Consider the following 4,479-nt stretch of genomic DNA (forward strand, 5'->3'; position numbering starts at 1 on the left):
TGAATGGGTTCATGTGCAGCTCCATCAGCAAAAGGGGATGATAAGTTTATCACCACCGACTATTTGCAACAGTGCCACAGAAAATTACCTGAACTGCGTCAACTCGGAGTCTGGCCGCGTGCGCGTGGAAGCAAAGCGGGCGAGCGAAGAATACGGGCGAGTGCTGCGGCGCTATCCGCTGAAACCCGGCGAGACGGTCGAGCGTCCGCAACGCGGGGAAGTCGTCAGCAGCTCCGGGGTTCTCCCCCCACTGGACCCAGGCGAATACTAAGCGCGGCGGTGTGTAATAGACGGAGCGCGAGGCGACTACTGGTCAGGGTTTGCGCAAGGCGGGTGTGTAATAGACGGGAGGGGATCGATCCGGCGATCCAGCCTGTGGATAGTCCGTCTATTACCCACCCGGTTCCGTCGTTTACCCACCCAACCCCGTCTATTACCCACCGGAAACCGTCTATTACCCACCGAGGGGTTCTATAAGCAACTGATAATGAAGGTAAATTTTGCCTTCTGATTCCCTAAAACTCTTTAAAACAAAAAAAACATATATAAAACGTGTAGCCCTGGGGAAAACAGCCCGTGGAATTATGGACAATCCGGCAAGCCGGATACCTGCCTAACCGCTTCGCGGTTCCCCATTGACAGGCCAGGGACAACCGCGAGCGGTTGCCCCCACCCTGCCAACAGGTCGGCAGTTGCCCACAATACCACCGGCTCAAGCAACAGGATTTTTTTATATTTTTGTTTTTAAAAGAAAAAAGCGGCCGTGCTCTAGTGGCATGGCCGCGTTACGTGGTCCTATCAGGGGCTTGTGGCTCTTGCGCCTCCTCGGATCGACACAAGTGCCGATCACTGCGGCGGGGCGCTCCTGGCTCAAGCTGAAAAGCGATCAGTATCCGCACCAGTGGCGACGGCGTTCCCTCCACGCATTCGGGCCGGGCCTCCACTCAACGGCTAACCCCTCGGCCATGAGGGTTTGCCCCACGTCCCGCCCGTCGATCAGCAGGTGAACAAGGCGGCGGTCGTACTTGTCGGCTTGGCCGGAATCGACAACCTCGATGCGCTGAGCGTTGGCAACCAGTTCGCGGAGGCGTGCGGTTGCCTCGCGGCCCTTCGTCAGCTCGGCGTCGCACCTGGGCTTGTAGGTTTCCGGGGTGTCAATCGACAGCAGGCGCAAGCGTTGACCGTTGTATCGTAACCGTCCGGTGATTCCACCTTGAGCCAAATCGCCTGCCGACCAAAAGGCTCGAAGCTTACCACCCGGTCGATTCCGGTCAGATCCAGAAACGCCTCGTCGATGGAGTAGACATCCACTCTCGATGCCAGAGCTTCCAGGGTCGTCATCACCCGCCGGCTTATATCGCCATTTGTGTGGAATAGAGAATCAATTGGAACGGGGGCTTTGCTCGCCCCCCCTTGAACTTCTCATACCCAACCTGTTTGGCTATAGCTACTGAGGAGATCGCGGTGGCCCACCAAATCTTCCGGTCATCCTGTTCAATTACACCGCTAGCCGTACCCAGGAGGTGCCGCAGCGCCTCCTGGAGGCAGAAAGGCGTCGAGCGTATAGGTTGCTGGGCATGCGCGGCGCAAGTTCATCAGAAAACTCAATCCAAGGGCAAGATCGGCCGAGCGGAGATGGCACTGACTCTTATCAACAAGCTCTACGGCATCGAGCGCGACATGGAAGAGGCGGGCGATGCCCAGCGATACCAGACGCGCCAGTCGCAAAGCCAGGCTTTCCTGGAGCAACTGAAAGCTAGGCTGGACAAAACCCCTCCCCAGGTCACGTCGTCAAAGTGCCTTGGGCAAGCAATCAATTGCCTTGCGAGCAACTGGTTAAAGCTGATCCGCTACATCGAAAGGGGGACACCTGCCCATCGACAACAACCCTGCCGAGCGGGCGAGCCACCTTCTCATGTACATATGACCAAAGCGTCGCCCGTCTCCTCCCGTTATGTCATGCCTACCCACGACGGAGTATTGACGGTCTCTGTGCGCCAGAGCATAGTTTTCCCGAAGGGCGCTTAGGTACATATCTTCATGTGCTGTCCAGGCGCAGTTGCGTTTAGAGTACGTGTCCAATCAGTTTTAAATGGGTGTGAACATGAGAGCAGAAACTGAATCGCGGATTTTTTCGGTGGATGAATATGTTCGTCCGTCTAACGGCGAACCGATTCGTTCGGTTGTTCTGGAAACCAATGACTCTGTCGTCGTTGTTTGGCACGCCCACCCTGGGCAGGAAATAGCTTCCCATGTACATCCTCACGGCCAAGATACTTGGACGGTTATCTCAGGTGAAGCCGAATATCATCAAGGTAACGGCATAGTCACTCATCTTAAAGCTGGAGATATTGCGATCGCAAAACCTGGGCAGGTACATGGTGCAATGAACTCTGGCCCCGAACCTTTTATATTTGTTTCAGTGGTTGCGCCGGGCAATGCCGGTTTTGCGTTGGCTGAGAAATAGGCGAAAGGCCTGAGAGGAAACTGATGAATACACGATTATTTACGTTCGCTGGTGGAGAAACGGGTGTTTGGCGCGTTGTTCGGATGGATGCCGTGGCGGGAGCCCCTCTCCCTGGAATCCCCCGGCTCGACGTAGCCGCTGGCTCTGTTTCGCCGCAGCCTTTGGGCACCAAATGGCTTCTTCGCGGGATAACGAGTAACGAGCGTTATGTCGTGCGTGAAGAGAAGGATCGTCTCGTGGCGAAGCAGCCAAGTTTGGGTCGAGCAGAGGCCACCTGTGCCGCCCTGATCCCTATCCGGAAAAACCCCTCATGGTGGGGACTGGCTCAAGACGAACGCCGGAAGATTTTTGAGGAGCAGTCCCGTCACATTCACATTGGGCTCCAATATCTCCCTGCTGTGGCCCGTCGTCTCCACCATTGTCGGGACCTGGGCGAGAGCGAACCCTTCGACTTCTTGACGTGGTTCGAATATTCCCCGTCTGATGAGCCGGGCTTTAACAGGCTTTTGGCCGAACTCCGGGCCTCGGTGGAGTGGAAGTATGTCGACAGAGAAATCGACATCCGGCTAGTGCATGAGCCGGCCTAGTATCAGGTTTAACTGCGATCTCCGTGCGGCATACACCTGCGACACCCGCAGCCCAGCAAAGCCCGGAAAATCTAGTGTGTCTAATAACTTAGGAGTAACACGACACGTATGCCTAGCGAGCCACCAGTCGCTTGGGAAATTTTCTACTTATGGCCTCCTCTTTCTCTCATCGATCTCCCAGGGCATATCCTGCCGTCTAGAGTTGGCACCTTGTCCAGCTTTCGAAGAAGGCTCTCCATACACGTCCGGCCTACACCTTGTTAGGTATGGCTGGTTTCCAGTTGTGGGGCAATAGCTCGTCGATGGCGTTGTTCTTCTGTGTCGGCAGGCGAGTCAGCACATCCTTCAGGTAGGCATAGGGATCATGCCGATTCAGCTTCGCTGACTGTATTAGGGTCATGACCGCAGCCGCACGTTGACCACTGCGCAGTGAACCCGCAAACAGCCAATTGCTGCGCCCCAGCGCCCAGGGTCGGATCTGGTTTTCCACCCAGTTGTTGTCGATGGGCACAGCGCCATCGTCCAGGTAGCGCGTCAGCGCTTCCCAACGTTTGAGGCTGTAATCCAGGGCTTTGGCCGTGCCGGAGCCATCCGGCACTTTCTGGCGATGGGCCAGCATCCACTGATGCAGCGCATCGGCAAGGGGTTTGGCTTTGGTTTGCCGGATTTCCCGCCGCATATCCGGTGGCAGATCTTTGGTTTCCCGCTCGATCTCGTAGAGTCCACCGATGTATTCCAAGGCCTTGGCCGCCAATTCGCTCTTGTTGGCCTCGTGCAGGTCATAGAACTTGCGCCGGGCGTGGGCCATACAGCCGATTTCGGTAATGCCGTTGCCGAACCCGGCCTTGTAGCCAGCGTAATCATCACAGACCAGCTTGCCCCGCCAGTCACCCAGGAAGGTTCGGGCGTGTTCGCCTGCACGGCTGGGTGCGAAGTCGTAAATAGCTGCCTTCAGGTCGGCAAACGGTGTGGTGCAGTAGGCCCAGACGTAGGCCTTGTGGGTTTTCTTCTTGCCCGGGGCCAGCATGCTGACCGGGGTTTCATCGGCATGCAGAACACTGTGTTCCAGCAGAGTATTTCTCAACGCATCCACCAGCGGCTGCAACTGCACACCACAGGCACCCACCCATTCGGCCAGGGTGGAGCGCGGGATTTCCAGGCCGGCACGGCCGAACATGCGTTCCTGACGGTACAGCGGCAGATGGTCGGCATACTTGGCCACCAGCACCTGGGCCAGCAGGCCAGCGGTGGGGATGCCTTTGTCGATCACCTGCGGTGGCACCGGTGCCTGGATCAACGTCTCGCAGCTGTCGCAGGCCCATTTGCCCCGGATGTGACGTTCAACGGTGGGCACTGTTGCAAAGTTAGCGATGAGGCAGCCTTTTGTCTTATTCAAAGGCCTTACATTTCAAAAACTCTGCTTAC

General features: G+C 56.7%; 4 protein-coding genes and 2 pseudogenes. 4 read left to right on the top strand and 2 right to left on the bottom strand.

Translation table 11 applies throughout. The features are described 5' to 3' along the window. The coding region (locus RYZ59_RS24375) for a hypothetical protein (RefSeq protein WP_064169974.1) at positions 1 to 271 on the top strand (271 nt) is incomplete at its 5' end. Between the two features lie 615 nt (positions 272 to 886). On the opposite strand, the gene RYZ59_RS24380 is transcribed toward RYZ59_RS24375, so the two are convergent. Further along, positions 887 to 1,174, bottom strand: a complete 288-nt coding sequence (locus tag RYZ59_RS24380; RefSeq protein ID WP_009486461.1) for a thermonuclease family protein — start codon at positions 1,172 to 1,174, stop codon at positions 887 to 889. Positions 1,175 to 1,466: 292 nt separating this feature from the next. On the opposite strand from RYZ59_RS24380, the pseudogene RYZ59_RS24390 reads away from it, so the two are divergent. From RYZ59_RS24390 to RYZ59_RS24400, 3 genes and pseudogenes are all read left to right on the top strand, one after another. Further along, positions 1,467 to 1,903: pseudogene (locus RYZ59_RS24390) on the top strand (IS66 family transposase); the annotation flags it as partial. A 189-nt stretch (positions 1,904 to 2,092) separates the two neighbouring features. Then, complete coding sequence (locus RYZ59_RS24395) at positions 2,093 to 2,467, top strand: cupin domain-containing protein (protein ID WP_001348195.1); 375 nt, start codon at positions 2,093 to 2,095, stop codon at positions 2,465 to 2,467. Positions 2,468 to 2,490: 23 nt separating this feature from the next. Beyond that, positions 2,491 to 3,054, top strand: coding sequence for a chlorite dismutase family protein (locus tag RYZ59_RS24400; protein ID WP_001097412.1), 564 nt, complete (start codon positions 2,491 to 2,493; stop codon positions 3,052 to 3,054). A 250-nt stretch (positions 3,055 to 3,304) separates the two neighbouring features. Here RYZ59_RS24400 and tnpC read toward each other — a convergent pair. Further along, positions 3,305 to 4,402, bottom strand: a pseudogene (gene tnpC / locus RYZ59_RS24405) (IS66 family transposase); the annotation flags it as partial. Positions 4,403 to 4,479: the final 77 nt, after the last annotated feature.

Source organism: Citrobacter sp. HN-141 (assembly GCF_033341895.1).
Classification (GTDB): domain Bacteria; phylum Pseudomonadota; class Gammaproteobacteria; order Enterobacterales; family Enterobacteriaceae; genus Citrobacter.

What these genes read in the sequence shown, in the direction of transcription:
- RYZ59_RS24400 (WP_001097412.1), top strand. Translation starts at nt 2,491, where the DNA reads ATGAATACACGATTATTTACGTTCGCTGGTGGAGAAACGGGTGTTTGG.
- RYZ59_RS24395 (WP_001348195.1), top strand. Translation starts at nt 2,093, where the DNA reads ATGGGTGTGAACATGAGAGCAGAAACTGAATCGCGGATTTTTTCGGTG.